This is a genomic window from Streptococcus sp. oral taxon 064, from assembly GCF_001683375.1.
In the GTDB taxonomy this organism is placed as follows: Bacteria; Bacillota; Bacilli; order Lactobacillales; family Streptococcaceae; genus Streptococcus; species Streptococcus oralis_S.
In genome coordinates this window covers 331,939-354,515 of record NZ_CP016207.1, presented here as the reverse complement: position 1 = coordinate 354,515, position 22,577 = coordinate 331,939, and the positions used below count along the sequence as shown (strand labels likewise).

17 protein-coding genes are annotated in these 22,577 nt (G+C 43.4%); 15 read left to right on the top strand and 2 right to left on the bottom strand.

Annotated features, from left to right (window positions below):
- Both pbp2X and mraY read left to right on the top strand, forming a co-directional pair.
- Entirely contained in the window at window positions 1–2,256 is a 2,256-nt protein-coding gene (gene pbp2X, locus AXF18_RS01675; RefSeq protein ID WP_049550446.1) for a penicillin-binding protein PBP2X, read from the top strand.
- The gene (gene mraY, locus AXF18_RS01670; protein ID WP_065371392.1) at window positions 2,252–3,214 is read left to right on the top strand and encodes a phospho-N-acetylmuramoyl-pentapeptide-transferase; all 963 of its coding nucleotides are present in this window, start codon (window positions 2,252–2,254) and stop codon (window positions 3,212–3,214) included. The genes pbp2X and mraY overlap by 5 nt, the downstream gene beginning before the upstream one ends.
- A 69-nt stretch (window positions 3,215–3,283) precedes the next feature.
- Here the strand turns inward: mraY and AXF18_RS09870 are convergent, their stop codons facing one another.
- Both AXF18_RS09870 and treR read right to left on the bottom strand, forming a co-directional pair.
- Window positions 3,284–8,347: an SIALI-17 repeat-containing surface protein gene (locus tag AXF18_RS09870; protein WP_084437454.1), complete on the bottom strand. Its 5,064-nt coding sequence runs from the start codon at window positions 8,345–8,347 to the stop codon at window positions 3,284–3,286.
- Window positions 8,348–8,600: 253 nt separating this feature from the next.
- Complete coding sequence (gene treR, locus AXF18_RS01660) at window positions 8,601–9,314, bottom strand: trehalose operon repressor (RefSeq protein ID WP_049550445.1); 714 nt, start codon at window positions 9,312–9,314, stop codon at window positions 8,601–8,603.
- A gap of 184 nt (window positions 9,315–9,498) precedes the next feature.
- Between treR and treP the strand changes: the two genes are divergently transcribed.
- From treP to yidD, 13 genes are all read left to right on the top strand, one after another.
- On the top strand, window positions 9,499–11,466 hold the full coding sequence (gene treP, locus AXF18_RS01655; protein WP_049550444.1) for a PTS system trehalose-specific EIIBC component: 1,968 nt from the start codon (window positions 9,499–9,501) through the stop codon (window positions 11,464–11,466).
- A gap of 63 nt (window positions 11,467–11,529) precedes the next feature.
- Window positions 11,530–13,161 (top strand): alpha,alpha-phosphotrehalase, encoded by a 1,632-nt coding sequence (gene treC, locus AXF18_RS01650; protein WP_049550443.1) that lies wholly within the window; start codon window positions 11,530–11,532, stop codon window positions 13,159–13,161.
- Window positions 13,162–13,582: 421 nt separating this feature from the next.
- On the top strand, window positions 13,583–16,186 hold the full coding sequence (locus AXF18_RS01645; RefSeq protein WP_049550442.1) for an SEC10/PgrA surface exclusion domain-containing protein: 2,604 nt from the start codon (window positions 13,583–13,585) through the stop codon (window positions 16,184–16,186).
- Between the two features lie 220 nt (window positions 16,187–16,406).
- Window positions 16,407–16,652: a YneF family protein gene (locus tag AXF18_RS01640; protein ID WP_049550441.1), complete on the top strand. Its 246-nt coding sequence runs from the start codon at window positions 16,407–16,409 to the stop codon at window positions 16,650–16,652.
- A gap of 205 nt (window positions 16,653–16,857) precedes the next feature.
- Entirely contained in the window at window positions 16,858–17,652 is a 795-nt protein-coding gene (gene racE / locus AXF18_RS01635) for a glutamate racemase (protein ID WP_049550440.1), read from the top strand.
- Window positions 17,649–18,620 carry a nucleoside-triphosphate diphosphatase gene (locus AXF18_RS01630; RefSeq protein ID WP_049550439.1) on the top strand — a complete coding sequence of 324 codons (972 nt, stop codon included), beginning with the start codon at window positions 17,649–17,651 and terminating at the stop codon, window positions 18,618–18,620. Before racE ends, AXF18_RS01630 begins: the two co-directional genes overlap by 4 nt.
- The gene (locus AXF18_RS01625) at window positions 18,596–19,117 is read left to right on the top strand and encodes a metallophosphoesterase (protein ID WP_001118939.1); all 522 of its coding nucleotides are present in this window, start codon (window positions 18,596–18,598) and stop codon (window positions 19,115–19,117) included. Before AXF18_RS01630 ends, AXF18_RS01625 begins: the two co-directional genes overlap by 25 nt.
- Window positions 19,114–19,575: a cyclic-di-AMP-binding protein CbpB gene (gene cbpB, locus AXF18_RS01620; RefSeq protein ID WP_000560696.1), complete on the top strand. Its 462-nt coding sequence runs from the start codon at window positions 19,114–19,116 to the stop codon at window positions 19,573–19,575. Before AXF18_RS01625 ends, cbpB begins: the two co-directional genes overlap by 4 nt.
- Window positions 19,572–20,306 (top strand): site-specific tyrosine recombinase XerD, encoded by a 735-nt coding sequence (xerD, locus tag AXF18_RS01615; protein ID WP_301335840.1) that lies wholly within the window; start codon window positions 19,572–19,574, stop codon window positions 20,304–20,306. Before cbpB ends, xerD begins: the two co-directional genes overlap by 4 nt.
- Window positions 20,306–21,034: a segregation/condensation protein A gene (locus AXF18_RS01610; RefSeq protein WP_065371389.1), complete on the top strand. Its 729-nt coding sequence runs from the start codon at window positions 20,306–20,308 to the stop codon at window positions 21,032–21,034. Before xerD ends, AXF18_RS01610 begins: the two co-directional genes overlap by 1 nt.
- 18 nt (window positions 21,035–21,052) lie before the next feature.
- Entirely contained in the window at window positions 21,053–21,622 is a 570-nt protein-coding gene (gene scpB / locus AXF18_RS01605; RefSeq protein WP_065371388.1) for an SMC-Scp complex subunit ScpB, read from the top strand.
- Window positions 21,609–22,331, top strand: coding sequence for a pseudouridine synthase (locus tag AXF18_RS01600; protein ID WP_065371387.1), 723 nt, complete (start codon window positions 21,609–21,611; stop codon window positions 22,329–22,331). The genes scpB and AXF18_RS01600 overlap by 14 nt, the downstream gene beginning before the upstream one ends.
- Window positions 22,331–22,573, top strand: coding sequence for a membrane protein insertion efficiency factor YidD (gene yidD, locus AXF18_RS01595; protein WP_045616413.1), 243 nt, complete (start codon window positions 22,331–22,333; stop codon window positions 22,571–22,573). The genes AXF18_RS01600 and yidD overlap by 1 nt, the downstream gene beginning before the upstream one ends.
- Window positions 22,574–22,577 lie beyond the last annotated feature (4 nt).

Sequence of the window (22,577 nt, the reverse complement as noted above, 5' to 3'; positions counted from 1 at the left end):
ATGAAACAGTGGAAAGAAAAAATCATCCGTTATGCCGTTCGTAACCGTAAATCTCCAGAAGAAAACCGTCGAAGAGTAGGGAAAAGCCTGAGTTTATTGGCTGTCATACTCTTCGCTGTCTTTTTGGTCAACTTTGCGGTCATTATCGGAACGGGTAAAAAATTTGGTAAGGACTTGGTTCAAGAAGCAAACAAGGTCCATCAAACAACCAAGACGATTCCTGCAAAACGGGGAACCATCTACGATCGTAATGGAACACCTATTGCAGAAGATGCGACATCTTATAATATCTATGCCGTTATTGACAAGACCTACAAGTCAGCAACAGGAAAAATTCTCTATGTAGAGGATTCTCAATTTAATAAGGTAGCTGAAATTTTCCATAAGTATTTGGATATGGAGGAGTCCTATGTCAAAGAACAGCTTTCTCAGCCAGATCTAAAACAGGTATCCTTTGGTACCAAGGGAAATGGGATCACCTATGCCAATATGATGGCTATTAAAAATGACCTCAAAACAGCTGGGGTTGAGGGGATTGACTTTACAACTAGCCCTAACCGTAGTTATCCCAATGGACAGTTTGCTTCTTCCTTTATCGGTTTAGCGCAACTCCATGAAAATGAGGATGGCACCAAACGTTTGATTGGGACATCTGGACTGGAGAGTTCCTTAAATAGCATTCTGGCGGGTACAGATGGGATCATCACCTATGAGAAAGATCGTCTGGGAAATATTGTTCCGGGTACAGATCAAGCTTCTCAACAAACGGTAGATGGAAAGGATGTGTACACAACCCTTTCTAGTCCCTTGCAATCCTTTATGGAAACCCAGATGGATGCCTTTCAGGAAAAGGTAAAAGGCAAGTATATGACGGCTACCTTGGTTAGCGCTAAAACAGGGGAAATCCTGGCTACGACCCAACGGCCAACCTTTAATGCTGATACCAAGGATGGCATCACAAAAGACTTTGTCTGGCGTGATATCCTCTATCAAAGTAACTATGAGCCAGGGTCAACCATGAAGGTGATGATGTTAGCTTCGGCTATTGACAACAATACCTTCCCTGGTGGCGAATACTTTAACAGCAGTGAATTGAAAATAGCTGATGCGACCATTCGAGACTGGGACGTCAATGAAGGATTGACGAGTGGTGGCACCATGACCTTCTCTCAAGGATTTGCCCACTCAAGTAATATCGGGATGACCTTGCTTGAGCAAAAGATGGGGGATACAACTTGGCTGGACTACCTTAACCGCTTTAAGTTTGGGGTGCCGACCCGTTTTGGTCTGGCGGATGAGTACACAGGTCAATTGCCTGCTGATAACATTGTCAATATCGCCATGAGTTCATTTGGACAAGGGATTTCTGTTACCCAGACTCAGATGCTTCGTGCCTTTACAGCTATTGCTAATGATGGGGTTATGTTGGAGCCGAAATTTATCAGTGCCCTCTATGATCCAAATGACCAGTCTGTCCGTAAGTCTCAAAAGGAAATTGTCGGAAATCCTGTGTCAAAAGCAGCAGCGTCCTCTACTCGGGAGCACATGGTCATGGTCGGGACAGATCCTGTCTACGGTACCATGTATAACCACAGCACAGGAAAACCAAATGTCAATGTTCCGGGGCAAAATGTTGCCCTGAAATCAGGGACAGCTCAGATTGCCGATGAGAAGAATGGGGGCTACCTGACAGGTGAAACCAACTATATCTTCTCAGTTGTGTCGATGCATCCTGCAGAAAATCCTGACTTTATCCTCTATGTAACGGTGCAACAGCCAGAGCATTATTCGGGTGTTCAGCTGGGAGAGTTTGCCAACCCAATCCTTGAGCGAGCTTCTGCTATGAAAGAATCCCTCAATCTTCAGTCAACTGCCAAGAGCTTGGATCAGGTCAGCAAGACGACAAGCTATGCCATGCCAGCTACCAAGGACTTTACTCCGGGTGACCTAGCAGAGGAATTGCGTCGCAACCTTGTCCAACCAATCGTTATCGGAACAGGAACCAAGATCAAGGAACTCTCGGTTTCTGAAGGAGATAATTTGGAAGCCAATCAGCAGATCTTGATCCTGTCAGATAAGGTCGAAGAAATGCCTGATATGTACGGCTGGACAGATGAAAATGTGCAAACATTTGCCAAATGGCTGAATATAGAAGTCGAGTGGGAAGGTAGTGGCAAAACGGTCAAGAAACAAAGTGTCCGTGCCAATACAGCCCTCAAAGACATTAAAAAAATGAAAATAACTTTAGGAGATTAAGGTTCTAGCCTTTCTATTGACCTTGATAGGTATTCCAGCCTTTATCCGATTTTATCGAAAAGCACAGATTACGGGTCAGCAGATGCACGAGGATGTCAAGCAACACCAAGCTAAAGCTGGGACTCCAACCATGGGAGGTCTTGTCTTCCTGATTGTTGCAGTAGTGGTGAGCTTCCTTGTCGCTCTCTTTACCCAACAATTGACCAACAATGTCGGCATGATTTTGTTTATCTTGGTTTTGTATGGTTTGGTAGGTTTTTTGGATGATTTCCTCAAGGTCTTTCGTAAAATTAACGAAGGCTTAAATCCCAAGCAAAAACTTGCTCTCCAGCTCCTTGGAGGAGTGATTTTCTACCTCTTTTATGAGCGTGGTGGCGACATGCTTTCAGTCTTTGGCTACCAAGTTCATCTAGGCATTTTCTATATTTTCTTTGCCCTTTTCTGGCTAGTTGGCTTTTCAAATGCGGTGAATTTGACGGACGGGATCGACGGCTTAGCAAGTATTTCAGTGGTGATTAGCTTATCGGCCTACGGTGTGATTGCTTATATGCAAAATCAACTGGATATCCTTCTTGTGATTCTTGCCATGATTGGTGGTTTGCTAGGTTTCTTCGTCTTTAACCACAAGCCTGCTAAGGTTTTCATGGGAGATGTGGGAAGTTTGGCTCTAGGTGGGATGTTGGCAGCAATCTCTATGGCCCTCCACCAAGAATGGACCCTTTTGCTGATTGGGATTATCTATGTCTTTGAGACAAGCTCTGTTATGATGCAGGTTACCTACTTCAAACTTAGTGGTGGAAAGCGTATTTTCCGTATGACGCCTGTCCATCATCATTTTGAGCTTGGAGGATTCTCAGGCAAGGGCAATCCTTGGAGCGAGTGGAAGGTTGACTTCTTCTTTTGGGGAGTTGGGCTTCTAGCAAGTCTCTTGACCCTAGCCTTTTTATACCTACTGTAAAACTAACTTTTGATTACAAAATAAAACAGGATGAAGGTGATCTTCATCCTGTTTTTGTGTGTTTAAAGGTTAGTTGGAGTCATCCTTTCTTCCTTTTAACATAAAAGTGGCTGTAAGGGCTAGGCTGAGTCCTGCTAAGAAGAGGAGTGGGTTGGACGCTTCTCCTGTTGCTGGAAGTTCTTCTTTAGGAGAATGATTTCCAGCTTTAGTAAGGCTCGGACTAGCTGAAAGTTGTTCAGCCTCGTGTGCCAAGGCTTCTTCATCTGAAGTACTTGGTTTTTCCTCAGTGTTAGAGCTTGTTCCAGTTGCTTGATAGACGACAGCATAGGTACTGAAATGATTAGTGATGAATTCTACCTTTCCGTCTTGAACGGTGAAATCAAGGGTTTGCAACTCCTTGGTCGGAGTGATGTAGTAGATATTTTCTACGCTAGCTGAAATAGGCAAGCGAACTAAGACAGAGCCTTTTGGCTGCAAGCTATGATCTGTTGGATCTTTAAGTTGTAGGTCGTAAGCGTCATAGGTCTTGCCAAAGAGTTCTTGAGCTAGGACACGTCGGCTAGAAACGTGAGAAATTCCTTCTAAGTCACTGACTCCACCAATAATTTCCACTCCGGTTTCCTTATCTTTCAAGACTTGAACTGGATAGTCAGGAAGGCTAAGGGTTGGAGTGGCCTGATCTCCACTAGTTCCGATCGGTTCGGTGTATTCAGGCTTTTCTACAGTAGGAGACTCTTCTTGTCCGGCCATTCCGATAGGTTCAGTGTACTCAGGAATTTCTACAGCAGGTGGCACTTCTTGCCCTGCAGTCCCGATAGGCTCAGTGTATTTAGGCTTATCTATAGTGGGTGGCACTTCTTGCCCTGCAGTCCCGATAGGTTTAGTGTATTCCGGAATTTCAACAGTAGGAGCTGGTTCGTCCCCCTTGCTTGTAGTTGGTCGCTTCTCATCGACTTTCTTTTCATCCTTTTTAGTAAAGACGGCTACGATAGGGCTGCTTGTGGTATTTCCTTGAATGGTATAAGCTTCAATGGCATTTCCAGCTTTGCGATCGGTTTCGTCAGGGATTGGGATTTGAACTTGATTGTCTTGGATTGATAGGATAGTCTGATCTCCACTGGTAACCAGATGCGTTTCATCTACCTTACGCAAAACGAGAGGATCTTTGACACCTGGGAAGGTTACAGCGATGGCTTCCCAGTCTCCAGCTGGTAGGGTTAAGGAAATGGTTTTGTCATTTTCCTTAAGAGGCGCGATGCTAGGGCTATCTATACCAACAGCAGGGGCTTTGATGATATCAAAGGAGTCTAGAGAGATTTTCTTGCGACCTTCTGGCGAATCTGGGTCAACTTGTAGTGTCAGGGTGTGCGGACCGTCAGTAAGGTTTGTAAATTCGCCAATAAAAGCCCTCTTTTCAGTTGCACCTGAAGTGTAGAAGTCTAGACTTGGCATTTCTTTGCCATCTAGTGTAACACGTGCTCGTCCAAGGGCAAGGCTCTTCAAGCCATAAATACGAATGCCTGTCCCTGTAAAGGAAATAGTTGCCTGAGCTTCTGAAGCTGCACTAGAGTCACTGTTGTGGATGTCCGCGTATTTTTCCGTACCTCCGTAGAGTTCAGGGTCAGACCAGTCCTTAAACTGGGAACCATACTGGATGCGCGAATCACGATCATCCATTTTTTCAATCGTATTTCCTGCTCCTGCTAGGATCTTGAAGTAGTCTAAGGAAATTTTCGAGCGCTCACTACCACGTCCTTTGTGCTCACGTTTAACACGAAGAGTCAATGTGTGAGGTCCGTCAGATAATCCTGAGAAGCGACCGATGAGACTACCTTTTTCAGTTGCTCCAGCAGTATGGAAATCAAGTTCGCCGACCTCTTTGCCATCAATTTTAGCAGTGGCAAGACCTAGTTCAGATGATTTCAGTCCATAGATTTCGATACCAACGCCAGTGAAAGGAATGGTGGCAGTGAGGTCTTCGTCTGTGTAGTCTCCTTTTGAAAGGTCAGCAAATTTCTCAGTTCCTCCAAATAATTCTGAGTCCGCCCAGTTTCCAAAGGCAGCTCCGTACTGGATACGAACGTCTCGGTCATCCATCAATTCACTAGGGGTTTCTACAATGGCCTGTTCAGAGACTTGTGTGGCAAGCTCGCCCAGCATAGCCTTGACAGTATAGGTGTAGGCATGTTGAGGATTGAGTGACCGGTCAATAAAGTGGGTTTGATTAGTTACAAATTCTCTGGTCGCAGAGGTTTGGCCAGTTTCGTCTTTCACTTGTCTTTGGATGACATAGTGGGTAGCGCCTTCTACTTGGTTAAAGGTGAGTTCGGCAGTGACTCCATTTTGTCGAACGGCTGTTAGACTGGTTACACGACCAGGGAAGTGTTCAAAGGTAATGACGTCACCTTTTTGTGTTGCCAGTTGGATACGATTATCTTTAAGGATCGTTGCCTTGACTGGTTTGCCATTGACCTTGATTTGGCTGGCTTCGATATTTGGATAATCTACAACCAAGTCTCCACCTACATTTGAAAGGAAGGACAAGCTTTGCAGATTTTTATCTTTCCACTTCATGCTGACTTCAAAGTTTCCTCGAGCAACCAAGCCAGAAACCTGACCGTCTTTCCAAGCATCAGGAAGGGCTGGCAATGGTGCAATATAGCCAGTATGAGATTGGAGGAGCATTTCTGCCATTCCACTGGTTGCCCCAAAGTTTCCGTCGATTTGGAAAGGCGCGTGGGTATCCCAAAGGTTTTCTAGGGTTGAATACTTGAGCTGTTCAGCGAGCAAGCGATGGGCACGGTTACCGTCCAGCAAACGAGCCCATAGATTGATTTTATTGGCCTTAGACCAACCAGTCCCACCATCTCCACGGTGGTTCAAGGTAGCACGCGCAGCTTCTAGGTATTCGGCTTGGTCCTTGCTAAAGAGTGTACCTGGGAAGAGACCAACTAGATGGGAAACGTGGCGGTGGTGATTTTCAATCCCTTCATTTGTGAATTGGGTACTGTCCTCCTCGTACCATTCCTTGATGCGCCCCTCTTTGTTGATGTGGAGGGGTTTGAGTTTGTCAAATTTAGCCTTGACCTCTGTAACTAAGTCTTGGTCGACATTCAGATGTCTAGCAACTTCCATGTAGTCGTGGAATAGCTGCCAGACTAGCGATTGGTCAAAGGTGTTTCCGATGGTGATGGTTCCGTGTTCTGGTGAGTAGGATGGAGAAGATACCCAACGGTCACTGGCCTGGTCATAGTGCAAGAAGGAGTTCCAGAACTTAGCTGTTTCCTTGAGCATTGGATAAATCTTTTCTTTGAGATAAGTCTCATCCTTGGTGAATTTGTAGTAATCATAGACGTTCTGCATCATCCAAGCATTAGCAGCTGGAGACCAACCCCAATAGTAATTCCAACCAGGCGTAGTCCAGCCAAATGGTGTCGCCTGGGTGTGGACCAGCCAACCATTTTCTTGGCCGTCTTTGGATTCGATGCCAGCGTATTCCTTGGCAGCGATACGGCCATAATAGCGCATGTCGTCAATGTAATTAATCATTGGCTTGGCTGTTTCAGCTAGATTGCTCATATAGGCAGGCCAGTAGTTCATTTGCAAATTGACATTGAGGTGGTAGTCAGCGTTCCAAGGTGGATTGTCTACGGCATTCCAGACTCCTTGTAGGTTGGCAGGAAGAGCATCTGTCCGATCACGAGACGAACTGATGAGTAAATAACGTCCGTATTGGAAGAAGAGTTCTTCCAATTTTTGCCCTTTTTCTGGGTTATAGCCTTGAAGGGCCTCTTTTGTCGTTTGAGCAGTCTTGTTTCCGCCTAGGTTTAGTTTAACGCGGTTAAAGAGACTTTGATAGTCCTTGATATGGGCCTTTTTAAGTGTCTCGTAGTCTTTGGCCTTAGCAGCTTCTACAATCCCTTTAACTGTTTTTTCGAGGTCAATGTCTTTTCGATAGTTGGTTTTAGGATTTTGAGCAAAGTTTGTTTTGGCGCTGAGGTAGAGGGTTGCATAACTTGCGCCTGTAACGGTTAGTGTCTCATTCTGAACAGTAACTGTTCCATCCGTTTTAATTCCTAGATAGGATGCAAATTTGAGGCCGTTATCTTTGACAGTTCCCTTTAGAAGGATTCCGTTTGCATCTGTAGTGACATGACCATTCTTATAGTTGGAATATTCCCAAGAGTAGTTGCCATTAGCAAGCAAGTCTTCTGTCAAGCTGTTCCAAAGGGTAAAGTCAAGTGTCTTGTTTCCTTTTTTGATCAAGTGGGTCACAGTGACATCATCAGGATAGCTGGAGAAGGTTTCGCGTTTGAAGGTGGTCCCATCTTGGGTGTAAGAAGTGGTCGTAGTGGCTTCAGTGATATCCAGATTACGGTGATAATCAGTTACAGTATCTAGTCCTTTCTTCTGGTTATTAAAGACCATGAAGATATCTCCAAAGGCTAGGTAACGTCCATACTGGGCGTTGTTTGGTCCAACTAGATTTTGTTCAGCGAGCTGTTTTGCTTTTTTGCGGTCGCCAGCTTCGAGGGCTTTACGTATCTCTGCTAAGACCTTGTAACGATCCTTGTAGTTTCCTCCATTATAGTCGGTGCTATCGGGTTGTGGTCCTCCTGACCAGAGGGTCTTTTCGTTGTACTGGATTCTCTCTTCCCCAATGAGTCCGAAAACCTTGGCTCCCATTTCTCCATTTCCGACAGGGAGGGCTTGTTTTTCCCATCCATCATAGGAGGGAGCTGTTGGTTGATCGTAGTTGAGTTGATAGTTTTCTTGCTTTGTCACCGGCTGATCTGTTTTTTCAGGTTCCTTATTTTCTTTAGCTTCTACAATGGCTTCTTCACTAGCTTGACTATTTGTTGTCTGAGTCTCCACAGCTGGCTTGCTTTCGGAAACTACTGGACTTTCGGCTAGAGACGGATTTGTAGTTTCAGTCGCTTCAGCTGCTTTGGGCTCACTATCAGGCTTAGTGATAGCTTCGACAGAGGTTGGTTCAGTTTGCTTAACCTCAACACTGTCTGCGGCTACAGTGTGGTTGACTAGAAAAACGGCCCCCAGTAAAACAGAAGCAGTCCCAACCGTCAGCTTTCGGATGCTATAGCGACAGGATTTCTCCCAAAAGTGTTTTTTCATAAAACCCTCCTTTGTGTATTCGAAACCGCTTACATTTTATGAAGCAGTTTCGTTTATTTTGTTTCTATTTATCTCCTCACCTCCCATTCTAATGGTCGCTTAGCATTTGTCAAGAGCTTTTTAGCAAGATACATATTTGCTGTTGTTTTTTCTTAAAATAGTAGAATAAGTAGCAAGTAGTGCCTCTTTTCCAACTATCAACTAGATTATTTACTACTAAAAAACAGTTGATAGTATCCCCAACTGTAAGTGTTTATTTCGGATGTCTTTTGGCAAAGTCAACAAAGTGAAATTTTTCTAATTTATGGCGACTTTCGGTGAATTGGAACTGGCGCCCGTCTTGGAGATAGACTTTTGACTTGATTGAAACGACATAAGGGTCTTTGCCAATATCCATGAGAATCTTGTCTCGATCGCTAGTGTGGTCAATGGTGATTTCCTTCTGAGCATAATCAATAAGGAGTTTGAGGTCGTCCTCTATATACGAGTAGATAGACTGCTCAGCGATTTGGCGAGTGAGATTTGGGACCAGTTCCATATCCAGATAGTCCGTATCTAGAACCGATACCAAATCATCCACCACACGCTGGCGGACTACCTTCCACACCATCCGAAACTCTGGAAAGCCGGTTATCAGTGAGGACTTTTTATCGATAATGATCTTGTCAAGACTGACGACATTGGTTTTCGAGCGCAGCCCAAGTTCCTGAACCAGTTCTTGGTAGCTGGTTAGGTTAGAGACAGGGAAATTTACCGTTTCTTCTTTGACGACTTGAGAACCTTGCCCCCTTATCTTTTTGATCAATCCTTCCTCTTGGAGGAGGGACAGAGCTTTTCGGACGGTGTCACGGCTCACCTGATACTGATCCATGAGTTCGTGCTCACTGGGGAGGAAATCTCCGACAGCGTAAGTCTCGTTTTGAATGGTTTTTTGGATTTGCTTAAATAATTGTTGGTATTTCTTCATATTGCTTCCTTAAATGAGTTTTGAATCTTATTCTATACACACTTGTATCTATTTTGCCATACAAGTGCTAGAAAATATCCAAAAATATCCTCTTTTTATAGCAAACAAGTTGCATACAAGTTTGGTATCGTTTACAATAGAACTATCAAGTCAAGCTTGCTTTGACAGGTATAAGAAGAATCAAATGGGAAAATTTGAACAAGAAGCCAAAGATCTGCTTCAAGCAATCGGAGGCAAGGAGAATGTCACTGCTGTTACCCACTGTGCGACACGGATGCGCTTTGTTCTCGGAGACGAAAAGAAGGCCAATGTCAAGGTCATCGAGTCGATTCCAGCCGTCAAAGGGACCTTTACCAACGCGGGTCAATTTCAGGTGATTATTGGGAATGACGTGCCGATTTTTTATAATGATTTTACAGCTGTTTCAGGCATTGAGGGTGTTTCCAAAGAAGCAGCCAAATCTGCAGCTAAGAGCAATCAAAACGTGCTTCAACGTATCATGACCACTCTAGCAGAAATCTTTACACCGATTATTCCAGCCTTGATAGTCGGAGGATTGATCCTCGGTTTCCGTAATGTCTTGGAAGGTGTGCATTGGTCTATGTTGGATGGTAAGACCATCACAGAATCCTCTCCGTTTTGGGCAGGGGTTAATCACTTCCTCTGGTTGCCTGGTGAAGCGATCTTCCAGTTCTTGCCAGTAGGGATTACCTGGTCTGTCTCTCGTAAGATGGGAACCAGTCAAATCTTGGGAATTGTTCTCGGGATCTGTTTGGTTTCACCTCAGTTGCTCAATGCCTATGCAGTAGCTTCAACACCTGCATCAGAAATCGCAGCCAACTGGGTATGGAATTTTGGATACTTTACTGTTAATCGTATTGGTTATCAGGCTCAAGTTATCCCAGCCTTGCTTGCAGGTTTGAGTCTGTCTTATCTTGAAATTTTCTGGCGCAAGCGTATACCAGAAGTCATTTCCATGATTTTTGTACCCTTCTTGTCTTTAATTCCAGCTTTGATTTTGGCTCACACTGTCTTGGGACCAATCGGTTGGACAATTGGTCAAGGACTCTCAGCAATTGTCTTGGCAGGTTTGACTGGTCCAGTTAAATGGCTCTTCGGTGCGATTTTTGGTGCCCTCTATGCTCCGTTTGTCATCACTGGTTTGCACCATATGACCAATGCCATCGATACACAATTGATTGCGGATGCTGGTGGAACTGCCCTCTGGCCAATGATTGCACTTTCTAATATTGCTCAAGGTTCTGCTGTATTTGCCTATTATTTCATGCATCGTCATGATGAGCGTGAGGCTCAGATTTCACTTCCTGCAACCATTTCAGCCTATCTCGGTGTTACAGAACCAGCTCTTTTTGGGGTCAATGTCAAATACATCTATCCATTTGTAGCTGGGATGATTGGTTCAGCCCTTGCAGGTATGTTGTCCGTTACATTCAATGTAACTGCGGCTTCTATTGGTATCGGAGGTTTATCAGGTATCCTCTCTATTCAACCTCAATACATGCTGCCGTTTGCAGGAACCATGCTAGTTGCTATTGTTGTACCAATGCTCTTGACTTTCTTCTTCCGCAAGGTAGGCCTCTTTACAAAGACAGAGGATGATACAGCCTTACAGGCAGAATTCGTTGCCCAAGAAGAGGCAGAATTTGTCAGTCATGAACCAGTAACCCTTGCCCCAGTAGAAATTGTCAGCCCCCTTACTGGTCAAGTGAAAGAATTGAGTCAAGCGACGGATCCTGTTTTTGCATCAGGTGTCATGGGACAAGGTCTAGTCATTGAACCAAGCCAAGGTGAGTTGACTGCTCCAGTCAATGGGACGGTGACGGTTCTTTTCCCTACCAAGCATGCCATCGGTATTGTCTCTGATGAGGGGGTGGAATTGCTCATCCATATCGGTATGGATACAGTCGGTCTTGATGGCAAAGGTTTTGAAAGTCTTGTAGCCCAAGGAGACCACGTCACAGTAGGTCAGAAATTGATTCGTTTTGATATGGATGTCATTAAGGCTGCAGGTCTCGTGACAGAAACTCCTGTTATCATCACGAACCAAGATGCTTATACAGCGACTATTACTGGAACTTATCCAACAACTATCCAAGCTGGGGAAGCTCTCATGGTCGCTACACGAATCTAATCGAAATAGTACAAACAGGGAAGGAACATCAGTTCCTCCCTTTTATCAGAAAAGGAGAAACAGATGGCACTTGATAAAAGAAAAGTAGTCTATCAAATCTATCCAAAATCATACAAAGACACCACTGGAAATGGTATTGGGGATTTCCGTGGGATTATCGAAAAAATCCCCTATCTAGCCAAACTGGGAGTGGATATGGTCTGGCTCAATCCATTCTATCCAAGCCCCCAACGGGATAATGGTTACGATATTTCAGATTATATGGCAGTGGATCCTCTTTTTGGTGATATGGCTGATTTTGAGGAGATGGTCCGTGTCGGCAAAGAGCACAAGATTGACTTTATGCTGGACATGGTGCTCAATCATTGCTCGACAGAACACGAATGGTTTCAGAAAGCCCTAGCTGGCGACCAGTACTACCAAGACTTTTTCTTCATCCAAGACCAACCGACAGATTGGCAGTCTAAGTTTGGCGGCTCTGCCTGGGCGCCTTTCGGGGATACGGGAAAATATTACCTCCACCTCTTTGATGAGACCCAGGCTGACCTTAACTGGCGCAATCCCAATGTCCGCAAGGAGCTTTTCAAGGTTGTTAATTTCTGGCGAGACAAGGGAGTCAAAGGTTTCCGATTTGATGTGATCAATTTGATCGGTAAGGATGAGGTTTTAGTGGATTGTCCTGAAAATGAAGGGAAGCCAGCTTACACAGACAAGCCTATTGTTCATGACTATTTACGCATGATGAACCAAGCCACTTTTGGATCAGATGATAGTTTTATGACTGTTGGAGAAATGTCTTCTACCACCATGGAAAACTGTGTCCTCTATTCGTCACCTGACCGTCAAGAATTATCCATGACCTTTAATTTCCATCATCTCAAGGTGGACTACAAGGATGGGCAGAAGTGGACCTTGTCTCCCTTTGATTTTGAAGAGTTGAAAAGTCTTTACCATAGCTGGGGCAAGGAAATGAGTGACAAAAACGGCTGGAGCGCTCTTTTCTGGAACAATCACGACCAACCACGAGCCTTAAATCGTTTTGTCGATATTCAACATTTCCGCAAGGAAGGGGCGACTATGCTGGCTGCCAGCATTCACCTGTCACGTGGGACACCTTATATCTACATGGGTGAGGAAATTGGCATGGTTGACCCAGGCTATGATTCCATGACTGACTATGTGGATGTCGAGTCTATCAATGCTTATCAGACGCTCTTAAAAGAAGGGAAAAGTGAGCAAGAAGCCTTCCAGATTATTCAGGCTAAGTCACGAGATAATTCACGCATTCCCATGCAGTGGGATGCTTCAGAAAATGCAGGATTTTCAACAGGCACTCCATGGTTGAAAACTGGTAAATCCTATAAAGATATCAACGTAGAAAATGACATCCAAGGCCCAATTTTCACCTTCTACCAAAACTTGATTCGACTTCGTAAAGAAATGCCAATCATTTCAGAAGGAAGCTACAAACCAGCCTTTGAAGACAGTAAGCAAGTCTACGCTTTTGAACGTCAGTATGAGGATGAAAAGTTACTGGTCCTCAATAACTTTTATGCTACAGAAGTGGAAATCGACTTGCCAGTGGTCTACCAAAATGGACAGATTCTGATTTCAAACTATGAAGATGTAGAAGTATCAGAAAAAATCCTTCTGAAACCGTATCATAGCCTAGCACTATATTTAAAAAGTAAATAAACGATTTTAGAGTAAGGTTCAGAAAAAACAAGCTTCTAGATGAAGTTTGTTTTTTATTTTGCAGAAGTATATATTAAATATTTATAACAGGATAGAGCTAACTGACTCAAATAAAGAAAAATGATTGTCAACTAAAAAAGTAAATAATTAAATAATATACCGTTTTTTAAAACTCGTCTTTAAAATGTAAAAAAAAGTAAAAAGATTGTCAAGAAGAACCATTTATAAAAATGTCCTCCTTGAAAGATTCCCGTTTTTATGAGGATTTTTAGAAAAAAATAAATGACAATTTAATGACAATTTCTTTGATTTTCAAATAAATACGCTATATTTAATACTTGACGTCTTTCTTGATAAAGGTAAACATGATAAAATAATTTAGTCATTTTTCCTAATGATAAAAATTAAAGGAGAATATTTTATGTTTAAAAAAATGCTCAGTGCATTTTCAATAAGTGCAGTTGCTCTTTCGATTTTCTTTACGAAAGGTGTTAAAGCGGATCAAGTGCGTGAAAACTCAACGCCTTCAGGAGAGAACACGAGTTCTCAAAGAGAAGAAAAACAATCACCTGTTTCTAACGTTACACAAGGTGAAGTAGATGCAGCAAAAGCAGACTTTGATCGTGTAAATCGAGTAGTGTCGGAAGCTCAAAGGAATGTAGAGGAGGCTAGACAATCCACAGCTACAGCCAAAGATGAACTGAAGATAGCTCAGCAGAGTGTTGATGTAGCAAAAGAGGCTGTAGAATCTGCGCCTACTGCATTAAAAGAAGCGCAATCAGACCTAGCGACCAAGTTGGATGAAGAAAAAAAAGCAGAAGCCAATCTGGCAAGTAGCAAGACTGAGCTTGAAGAAGCACAGTCGCAAGTGGATCATCAAGCTCAATCCTTAGCCACTGCAAAAGAGAAGGAAAAAGGGGAAGCTGAAAAAGCAACCCAAGCTCAACAAGATGTTGATGTTGCACAGTCAACATTGACAGAGTCAACATCTGACGCGGATACAAACCTTGAACAAGCAAAAACGAAAGTCGCTGCCAGTCAAACCGCGGTTGATAAAGCTCAACAAGGTGTAGAAAAGGCCAATCAATCAGATGAAGAACGTCAGAAGAAATTAGCTGAAGCAACTGCTAATAAGAGTAAGGCTGATGATGCAGTATTAACAAGTAAGCAAGCATTTGATGATGCTAGTGCAAAAGCAGAAAAGACACAGTCAGCACTTGAAACAGCAAAAGCTACATTGAGTGCAGCTAAGAATACAGGTGCTCCAGTTACATCTAATACTAAGAATACGTTCTATATGACTCCAGAATATATTGCTGCTTTAAAACAGTTGGCAGATCCAAATACTCCGCAGTCACAGATTAGTCAGATTGAAGCTACCTTGACAGCTGTAAATGATAAGGCTAAATCTTTTAACAATTATGTAGCAGACCCAAATGATAGTAAAACGCTGATAGATACAAATAATATTCCTTATGATGTCCGTTTGGAAATATCTCAGTTTACAGCAGAATTGATTAACCAAATTCGTTCGCAAATGGGGACGGGCGAGGTAGTTGTTACTCCTTCAGCACTTGAATTTGCGGATAAAGTAGCTCGTGAATATAAAAATGATAATTGGTCTTGGGATTTGATGAATCGTTACCATCATGACGCATGGGGTATTAACCGAGTTGCGCGTGAGTATGGACTGGTTACAACTAGTTCTGAACAAGAACAAGAAGGGATTCAATATTACGAAAATGCATATATCTGGAAGGCAAACACTTCTCAAATGAGTGTTGCAGATATGAAACGTGATATTTATTTTTCATTAGTTGAATTCATGTATAATGGCTATGAGTGGGTGCATGCTAAATCTATTTCTGGTTTGAATACAGGAGGTCAAAAGAATTATCTAGGCGTTGATTTCTCAATGGAGAACGATATTACAGTATCTCATTTCACGATGGTTTCGGAAGATCAGGTGAAATATGCTAGTAAAAACAATTTTGACGCGACGCCAATTGGTGGAAAATCTGGGGAAGCAAATCAAGAAAAGCTTGAACAAGCTCAGACAGCCTTTGATGTAGCTCAGGCTGCAAATAATCAAGCTCAAGCTGATAAGGAAAATGCAAAAACAGTTTTTGAACAAGCTCAGTTAGTAGCCACTCAAGCTCAAACAGCCTTTGATGAAGCAGCGCAAACACCTCTTGGGCTTGAACAAGCTAAACAAGCTTTAGAAGAAGCTAAAAATCAGTTAGAAACTGATAAAGAGGCCTTGAGGTTAGCACAAACAACTGCTAATAACGTTGAAAGGGAAAAGGATGATAAAGTGAAGGCTTTATCAAAAGCTAGGGATGCCCTTTCTATTGCACAAAAGAACTTGACTGCTGCACAAGCAGATGTTTCCAAAGAAGAAGCTTTGCTTAAAGATGCTACTAGTACGCTTGCTGATGCTATTGAAAAAAGGGATACTGCTCAGGAACAACTCGTCAAAGCTCAAACAGCAGTGATGGAAGCAAAGAGTAAAGTGTCGAATTTGGTTCAAGCTGAAGAACAACTTTCCAAAGCTGAAGAGGTGCTAGAAGCAGCTGAACAAAAGGTGAAAGCCAAGGAAGCAGCGCAACTTGCGGCAATTGAGCAGTTGAGCAACTTGCAAACGGCACAAGCTGCTACTCAAGTGAACTACAACCGTTTAGTGACTAAACTGAAAATGCAAGAAAAGCAGCAGGCGGATGATTACTATAGAGAAATTCTAGATCAGACGGATAGGAATCTTGCTAAACAGGATCAACGACTTCAGACAAATTCCGAGCCACCTACTCCAAAAAGTTCTCAAATTCTTTTAGACACTCCAAAACAAGTGCAAGATATTAAACAGATATCAACAGAGAAGAGCACGAAGGAGTTATCAATGATTTCTAATGCAGGTCATCTTCCTAGCACAGGTTCAAGAATTTCCTTATGGATTCAGCTGAGCGGAATCGTTCTGATTTACACTAGTTTCAGATTGTTAATCTGGGAAAAGAAAGATAGACAGTAAAGAGACGGTATCTCCTATAACTGTTTCGGATGATAGACAAACACAGCTTTGTGTTTGTCTATTTTTATAAGATGATAGCATTAGCAAATCGCGTAAAATAGAAGCTTTCTTCAAAACACAGGGTGGAAAAATAACTAATATCAACAGGGAATCTAAACTAGTCAGGAAAGTTACTTTATGGTATAATATAGAAGACTCAAAAAGAAACAGGAGAAAAAGAATGGATTTACTTTTAGCAATTATCTTGATTGTGTTAGCTTTTCTAGGAGGAGCTCTTGGAGGGATTTACTTGGCTCGTAAGCAAATCGAAAAAAAATATGCTGACAACCCACGTTTGAACGCTGAGGCAGTTCGTGCTCTCTTGAGTGCAAATGGTCAAAAACCAAGCGAAGCCAAGGTACAACAAGTTTACCACCAAATCATCCGTCAACAAAAAGCAGCCCTTGCTAACAATAAAAAGAAATAAATAGGAAAAGTCTGGGATGAAAGTTCCAGACTTCTCACTATGTTCAATAGTTCTCAAGGATAAGACTTTTTCCTTGCATTCTATTGATATTTGATTATGATTAAGAGAGAGGCAGTTGCCATTCTATCAAGCTGTCTATCCGTTCATTTAGGACGAGTAATTATGATGAACTATCAATCAGAAAAAAGACTAGAAAGAAGACTGTATGGATAATCGACCAATTGGTTTTTTGGATTCGGGTGTCGGGGGCTTAACCGTTGTTCGTGAGCTCATGCGCCAGCTTCCCCATGAAGAAATCGTCTATATTGGAGATTCGGCACGGGCACCCTATGGTCCCCGTCCTGCTGAGCAAATCCGTGAATATACTTGGCAGTTGGTCAACTTTCTCTTGACCAAGGATGTCAAGATGATTGTCATTGCTTGTAATACTGCGACTGCGGTCGTCTGGGAAGAAATCAAGGCCCAACTAGATATTCCTGTCCTAGGCGTGATTTTGCCAGGAGCTTCGGCAGCTATCAAGTCCAGTCAAGGTGGGAAAATCGGAGTCATTGGAACACCCATGACGGTCCAATCAGACATCTACCGTCAGAGAATCCATGATCTGGATCCGGACTTACAGGTGGAGAGTTTGGCCTGTCCCAAGTTTGCTCCCTTGGTGGAGTCTGGTGCCCTGTCGACCAGTGTAACAAAGAAAGTGGTCTATGAAACCCTGCGTCCCTTGGTTGGAAAGGTGGATAGCCTGATTTTGGGTTGTACCCATTACCCACTCCTTCGCCCTATCATCCAAAATGTCATGGGACCAAAGGTTCAGCTCATCGATAGTGGGGCAGAGTGTGTACGGGATATCTCGGTTTTGCTGAACTATTTTGAAATCAACCGTAGCCGAGATGCGGGACCTCTTCAACATCGTTTTTACACAACAGCCAATAGCCAAAGTTTTGCCCAAATTGGAGCAGAATGGCTGGAAAAAGAGATTCATGTGGAGCATGTAACTTTATGACAAACAAAATTTACGAATACAAGGATGACCAGGACTGGTATGTCGGTGTCTGGGATGTCTATGGAGGCATCTATAGCCTTATCAAAGATCCTCTCGAGCTTGATTTCATGGATTTAGCGCGGATTTTTCGTGACGAAGAAAATGGCTTTCCGATTACGATAACGGTGATGCGCTGGTCTTCTAACTTTCGTCTGCTCTCCTTTATCGTTGAGATTTTAAATGCAGAAGCAGGCCGTAATCTAGAAGTCATCCAACGTCAGGGGGCTCTGCTCTTGGTTGAAAATGGGCAACTCCTGCATGTAGAATTGCCTAAAGAAGGAGTCGATGTAGAAGCCTTCTTTGAAACTAGCAAGGTCAGAGAAACTCTGCTCATTGCGACTCGTAACGAAGGCAAGACCAAGGAATTCCGAGCTATCTTTGACAAGTTAGGTTATGATGTGGAAAATCTCAATGACTATCCAGATCTACCTGAAGTAGCTGAAACTGGCATGACCTTTGAAGAAAATGCTCGACTTAAAGCAGAAACTATTTCCCAATTAACAGGCAAGATGGTTTTGGCAGATGATTCTGGTCTCAAAGTCGATGTCCTTGGAGGTTTGCCAGGAGTCTGGTCAGCGCGATTCGCTGGTGTAGGAGCAACTGACCGTGAAAACAACGCCAAACTCTTGCACGAATTGGCCATGGTCTTTGATCTCAAGGACCGTTCGGCTCAATTCCACACAACCCTAGTCGTAGCTAGTCCAAACAAGGAAAGCTTGGTTGTCGAAGCTGACTGGCCGGGTTACATTAACTTTGAACCCAAGGGTGAAAATGGCTTTGGTTATGATCCCCTCTTCCTTGTGGGAGAGACAGGCAAATCCTCAGCTGAGCTAACCCTTGAAGAAAAAAATAGCCAATCTCACCGCGCCTTAGCCGTTAAGAAACTTTTGGAGGTATTTCCATCATGGCAAAGCAAACCATCATTGTAATGAGTGATTCCCATGGCGATAGCTTGATTGTGGAAGAAATTCGTGATCGCTATCTGGGGAAAGTCGATGCCATTTTTCACGATGGTGACTCTGAACTCCGTCCAGACTCTCCGCTCTGGGAAGGCATCCATGTCGTCAAAGGAAATATGGACTTTTATGCTGGTTATCCAGAACGTTTGGTGACTCAACTTGGTCCAACCAAGATCATCCAGACGCATGGACACTTGTTTGACATCAATTTCAACTTTCAAAAGTTGGACTACTGGGCTCAGGAAGAAGATGCCGATATCTGTCTCTATGGTCACTTGCATGTGCCAAATGCTTGGATGGAAGGCAAAACACTCTTTTTAAATCCAGGCTCCATCAGCCAACCAAGAGGAACCATCAGAGAATGCCTCTATGCCCGTGTGGAAATTGATGACAGCTATTTTAAAGTAGACTTTTTGACACGTGATCATGAGGTTTATCCAGGCTTGTCCAAGGAGTTTGCTCGATGATTGCCAAGGAATTTGAAGCATTTTTACTGGAGCAGGAAGAGACTTTTCTTACCCCCGCTGAGAATCTAGCAGCTTTGATTGATACCCATAATGCTGATCATGCGATTTTAGTGTTGAGCCAAATCACTTATACCCGTATCCCTGTTGTGACCTTTGACAAACGCTTTGTTGGAACCATTGGGCTGAGAGACATTTTGGCTTATCAAATGGAGCAAGGTTTGACGGATGAGCAGATGGCAACGACAGACATCGTTAATATGACCAAGACAGATGTGGCAGTCGTCGCTCCAGACTATAACATCACTGAAGTCCTCCATAAACTGGTGGATGAACCCTTCTTGCCAGTGGTAGATGATGAAGGAATTTTCCAAGGAATCATCACGCGCAAGTCCATCCTCAAGGCCGTTAATGCCCTCTTGCATGACTTTAGTAAGGAATATGAGATTCGATGCAAATGAGAGATAGGATTTCAGCCTTTTTAGAGGAAAAACAGGACTTGTCTGCCAATTCCAAGCAGTCTTATAAGTATGATTTGGAGCAATTTTTAGACATGGTAGGGGAACGGATTTCTGAGACTAGTCTCAAGATTTACCAAGCCCAACTAGCCAACCTAAAAATCAGCGCCCAGAAGCGAAAACTTTCGGCCTGTAACCAATTTCTCTACTTTCTCTATCGAAAAGGAGAAGTGGACAGTTTTTACCGTCTGGAATTAACCAAACAAGCTGAAAAGAAGACCGAAAAGCCAGAACTGTTAGACCTAGAGTCTTTTTGGCAGGAAAGTGACTATCCAGAGGGACGCTTGCTAGCGCTCTTAATCCTAGAAATGGGACTCTTGCCAAGCGAGATTTTATCCCTTAAGGTTGCAGATATCAATCTGGATTTTCAGGTGTTGCGAATTAACAAGGTTTCCCAACAGAGGATTGTTAGCATTCCCACTACCTTGATTCCAGAGCTAGAACCCTTGATGGGGCAGACCTATCTCTTTGAAAGGGCAGGGAAAGCCTATTCTCGTCAGTGGGCCTTTCGTCAGCTGGAGTCCTTTGTCAAGGAGAAAGGTTTCCCAGAACTATCAGCCCAAGCCCTACGGGAACAGTTCATTCTAAGACAAATAGAAAACAAGGTCGATTTGTACGAAATTGCAAAAAAACTAGGATTAAAAACAGTCCTTACCTTAGAAAAATATAGATAATGGATATTAAATTAAAAGATTTTGAAGGGCCGCTGGACTTGCTTTTGCACCTGGTTTCTAAGTACCAGATGGATATCTACGATGTGCCCATTACAGAAGTCATCGAACAGTATCTAGCCTATGTCTCAACTTTGCAGGCCATGCGTCTGGAAGTAACGGGCGAGTATATGGTCATGGCTAGTCAGCTCATGCTGATCAAGAGTCGCAAGCTTCTTCCAAAGGTAGCAGAAGTGACAGACTTGGAGGATGACCTAGAGCAGGATCTTCTCTCTCAAATCGAAGAATACCGCAAGTTCAAGCTCTTGGGTGAGCACTTGGAGGCTAGGCACCAAGATCGAGCCCAGTACTATTCCAAAGCGCCAACAGAGTTGATTTACGAGGATGCGGAGCTTGTGCATGACAAGACGACCATTGACCTCTTTTTGGCTTTTTCAAATATCCTAGCCAAGAAAAAAGAGGAATTCGCACAGAATCACACGACCATCTTGCGGGATGAGTATAAGATTGAGGACATGATGGTCATCGTAAAAGAGTCCTTGACTGGACAAGACCAGTTGCGTTTGCAGGATTTGTTCAAGGAAGCTCAGAATGTTCAAGAGGTTATTACCCTCTTTTTGGCGACCCTAGAGTTAATCAAAACCCAGGAACTGATCCTCGTGCAAGAGGAGAGTTTCGGAGATATCTATCTCATGGAAAAGAAGGAAGAAAGTCAAGAGGCACAAAGCTAGACTTGATAGAGAGGAAAGATGAGTACTTTAGCAGAAATAGAAGCGCTCTTGTTTGTAGCAGGTGAAGATGGGATTCGAGTCCGTCAGTTGGCTGAACTCCTATCGCTTCCTCCGACAGGCATCCAGCAGAGTTTAGAAAAATTAGTCCAGAAGTATGAAAAGGACACTGATTCCAGTTTGGCTCTGATTGAGACAGGGACGGCTTACAGATTGGTGACCAAGCCTCAGTTTTCAGAGGTTTTGAAGGAATACTCTAAGGCACCTATCAACCAGAGCTTGTCTCGAGCTGCCCTTGAGACCTTGTCCATCATTGCCTACAAGCAGCCGATTACCCGAATTGAGATTGATGCTATTCGTGGGGTCAATTCGAGTGGGGCTTTGGCAAAGTTGCAGGCTTTTGACTTGATACGAGAAGATGGGAAAAAAGAAGTGTTGGGCCGCCCCAACCTCTATGTAACAACGGATTATTTCCTAGATTACATGGGAATTAACCATTTGGAAGAACTGCCAGTGATTGATGAGCTTGAGATTCAAGCCCAAGAAAGCCAATTATTTGGTGAAAGGATAGAAGAAGATGAGAATCAATAAATATATTGCCCACGCAGGTGTGGCCAGTAGGAGAAAAGCAGAAGAGCTGGTCAAGCAAGGATTGGTAACGGTCAACGGACAGGTAGTGCGTGAACTCGCAACCACCATCAAGTCTGGTGACAAGGTCGAAGTGGAAGGTCAGCCCATCTACAACGAAGAAAAGGTTTACTATCTGCTTAATAAACCACGTGGAGTGATTTCCAGTGTGACAGATGACAAGGGCCGCAAGACTGTTGTGGATCTCTTGCCTAATGTTAAAGAACGCATTTACCCTGTGGGACGTTTGGACTGGGATACATCAGGTGTCTTGATTTTGACCAATGATGGGGACTTTACGGATGAAATGATTCACCCCCGTAATGAGATTGACAAGGTCTATGTCGCGCGTGTTAAAGGTGTGGCCAACAAAGAAAATCTCCGCCCCTTGACCCGTGGTCTTGAGATTGATGGTAAGAAAACCAAGCCAGCTGTCTATGAGATTCTCAAAGTGGATCCAGTCAAAAACCGCTCTGTGGTACAGTTGACTATCCATGAAGGGCGTAACCATCAGGTTAAAAAGATGTTTGAAGCCGTCGGTCTTCAAGTGGATAAGTTGTCTCGAACACGTTTTGGACATCTAGACTTAACTGGTCTCCGTCCAGGAGAAGCCCGTCGTCTTAATAAAAAAGAAATCAGCCAACTACACACCATGGCTGTAACCAAGAAATAATGAAACGAATCTTAATAGCGCCAGTACGCTTTTACCAACGTTTTATCTCACCGGCCTTTCCACCCTCTTGTCGCTTTGAGCCGACTTGTTCCAACTACATGATTCAGGCTATTGAAAAACATGGCTTCAAGGGTGTTCTGATGGGCTTGGCTCGGATTTTGCGTTGTCATCCTTGGTCGAAAATAGGAAAAGATCCTGTCCCAGACCACTTTTCTCTCAGACGAAATCAAGAAAAAAAATAACCCA

Bases quoted from the DNA above. Each gene is read 5' to 3' on its own strand.
- pbp2X (WP_049550446.1), top strand. From the start codon at position 1: ATGAAACAGTGGAAAGAAAAAATCATCCGTTATGCCGTTCGTAACCGT.
- AXF18_RS09870 (WP_084437454.1), bottom strand. From the start codon at position 8,347: ATGAAAAAACACTTTTGGGAGAAATCCTGTCGCTATAGCATCCGAAAG.
- treR (WP_049550445.1), bottom strand. From the start codon at position 9,314: ATGAAGAAATACCAACAATTATTTAAGCAAATCCAAAAAACCATTCAA.
- treP (WP_049550444.1), top strand. From the start codon at position 9,499: ATGGGAAAATTTGAACAAGAAGCCAAAGATCTGCTTCAAGCAATCGGA.
- treC (WP_049550443.1), top strand. From the start codon at position 11,530: ATGGCACTTGATAAAAGAAAAGTAGTCTATCAAATCTATCCAAAATCA.
- AXF18_RS01645 (WP_049550442.1), top strand. From the start codon at position 13,583: ATGTTTAAAAAAATGCTCAGTGCATTTTCAATAAGTGCAGTTGCTCTT.
- AXF18_RS01640 (WP_049550441.1), top strand. From the start codon at position 16,407: ATGGATTTACTTTTAGCAATTATCTTGATTGTGTTAGCTTTTCTAGGA.
- racE (WP_049550440.1), top strand. From the start codon at position 16,858: ATGGATAATCGACCAATTGGTTTTTTGGATTCGGGTGTCGGGGGCTTA.
- AXF18_RS01630 (WP_049550439.1), top strand. From the start codon at position 17,649: ATGACAAACAAAATTTACGAATACAAGGATGACCAGGACTGGTATGTC.
- AXF18_RS01625 (WP_001118939.1), top strand. From the start codon at position 18,596: ATGGCAAAGCAAACCATCATTGTAATGAGTGATTCCCATGGCGATAGC.
- cbpB (WP_000560696.1), top strand. From the start codon at position 19,114: ATGATTGCCAAGGAATTTGAAGCATTTTTACTGGAGCAGGAAGAGACT.
- xerD (WP_301335840.1), top strand. From the start codon at position 19,572: ATGAGAGATAGGATTTCAGCCTTTTTAGAGGAAAAACAGGACTTGTCT.
- AXF18_RS01610 (WP_065371389.1), top strand. From the start codon at position 20,306: ATGGATATTAAATTAAAAGATTTTGAAGGGCCGCTGGACTTGCTTTTG.
- scpB (WP_065371388.1), top strand. From the start codon at position 21,053: ATGAGTACTTTAGCAGAAATAGAAGCGCTCTTGTTTGTAGCAGGTGAA.
- AXF18_RS01600 (WP_065371387.1), top strand. From the start codon at position 21,609: ATGAGAATCAATAAATATATTGCCCACGCAGGTGTGGCCAGTAGGAGA.
- yidD (WP_045616413.1), top strand. From the start codon at position 22,331: ATGAAACGAATCTTAATAGCGCCAGTACGCTTTTACCAACGTTTTATC.